Genomic DNA, 1,784 nt, shown 5'->3' with positions numbered 1-1,784 from the left:
GTCAATTACCCCGCCCTAAAAGACGGGGCTTGGAACTGAAAGGAATCAAGCCAGATTGACCAGGGAAAGCGGTACCCAACCCGCTGCGTCGATAACAGGTCGTTCAGACGCACCAGCGAATGCTTCCTCAGTTCGCTGCTCTGCAAGGTCCGGATCATGCAGGACAAAGGTAAAGGTCCGAAGGTCTGGATCGCAGCCCGCAAGGGCTGGAGCCGGTTGTCGACATTCCCGAGGGGAGCGGGTTCGTGAGAAATCACGCGCCCCGTCACCAGGCCCGTAAGGGCTGACTGCTGGAAAGACAGCCTGGCTGTACAGATTGCAGCGCTTATGATCAGGAGTCGATGTGGCGGTTTTTGTGTTGGACATCCATGGCAAGGCTTTGATGCCGTGCACCGAAAAGCGCGCCCGGCTGTTGCTGGACCGCGGCCGGGCGCGCGTGCATCGCCTCCTGCCTATGGTCGTCCGACTGGTCGACCGTCAGGCCGGCGACTGCGAATTCCAGCCTCTGCGTCTGAAAATCGACCCGGGGAGCAAGACTACGGGGCTCGCGCTGGTCCGCGAGGTGGCGGCAGTGGACGCTTTGACTGGCGAAGTCCAGCTGGGCGTAGCCGTGCTGAACCTGTTGGAGCTGGTCCACCGCGGCCGGCAGATTTCCGAGGCCATGACAGCGCGCCGTCAGATGCGCCGTCGGCGTCGCGGCAATCTGCGCTATCGCGCTCCAAGATTTCTGAACCGGGGCGGCGACAAGACTGGCAGGCTCGCCCCATCGCTGCAGCACCGCGTGGACACTACCATGACCTGGGTTCGGAGCATCCAGCGCTGGGCACCCGTGCGTGCCATCAGCTCGGAGCTTGTGCGCTTCGACATGCAAGCGTTGCAAAATCCTGAGATCGATGGCATCGAATACCAGCAAGGCACGCTGTTCGGCTACGAGTTGCGCGAGTATCTGCTGGAAAAATGGGGGCGTCAATGCGCCTACTGCGGCGCCAGGAATCTGCCCCTGCAGATCGAACACATCCGGGCCAAGGCCCATGGCGGCAGCAACCGCGCTTCCAACTTGACCCTGGCCTGCGCCTGCTGCAATCAGAAAAAAGCGGCGCGCAGCATCGAGGATTTTCTGGCCCAGGACCACAAGCGACTAAACGCCATTCTTGCGCAGGCCCAAAAGCCGCTGCGCGATGCGGCAGCCGTCAACGCCACGCGCTGGGCACTGGCAAACGCCTTGCAGGCTACGGGCCTGCCCGTGGAGCTGGCCTCGGGCGGGCGGACCAAATTCAACCGCAGTGCGCTGGGTGTGCCCAAAACCCATGCGCTGGACGCGGCCTGCGTGGGCCAGGTCCACTCCATTGAAAACTGGAATAGCCCGACCCTGGCCTTGAAGGCGATGGGCCGCGGCAGCTACCAACGCACGCGCCTGGATAAATTCGGTTTCCCCAGGGGTTACCTCATGCGCAGCAAGCGCGTCCACGACTTTGCCACGGGCGACATGGTGCGCGCGGATGTACCCAAAGGTCTCAAGGCCGGCGTCCACACGGGCCGCGTGGCGATTCGGGCAACGGGCAGGTTCAACATCCAATTGCACCAAGCTGGCGTTTCAGCGGTGGTGCAGGGAATCCACTACAGACACTGCCGTATCGTTCAAAGGAACGACGGGTATGGCTATTTTCTTAACCCGGCCAATCACACAAAACGTGATCAGGTAAGGCCAAAAGCATCGGATGCTTCGCATCCGGCGCTCTACCTCCCCGGCATGAATGCCGAGGTTTCACGCGCACTCTGATGAA

1 protein-coding gene is annotated in these 1,784 nt (G+C 61.8%); it reads left to right on the top strand.

The window, feature by feature from the left end:
* Nucleotides 1-343: 343 nt before the first annotated feature.
* The gene (gene iscB / locus GVL12_RS25615; RefSeq protein WP_159918372.1) at nucleotides 344-1,780 is read left to right on the top strand and encodes an RNA-guided endonuclease IscB; all 1,437 of its coding nucleotides are present in this window, start codon (nucleotides 344-346) and stop codon (nucleotides 1,778-1,780) included.
* Nucleotides 1,781-1,784 lie beyond the last annotated feature (4 nt).

The organism is Pantoea sp. 18069 (genome assembly GCF_902706035.1).
GTDB lineage: Bacteria > Pseudomonadota > Gammaproteobacteria > Burkholderiales > Burkholderiaceae_C > Comamonas.
This window is presented reverse-complemented; position numbering and strand designations above follow the sequence as displayed.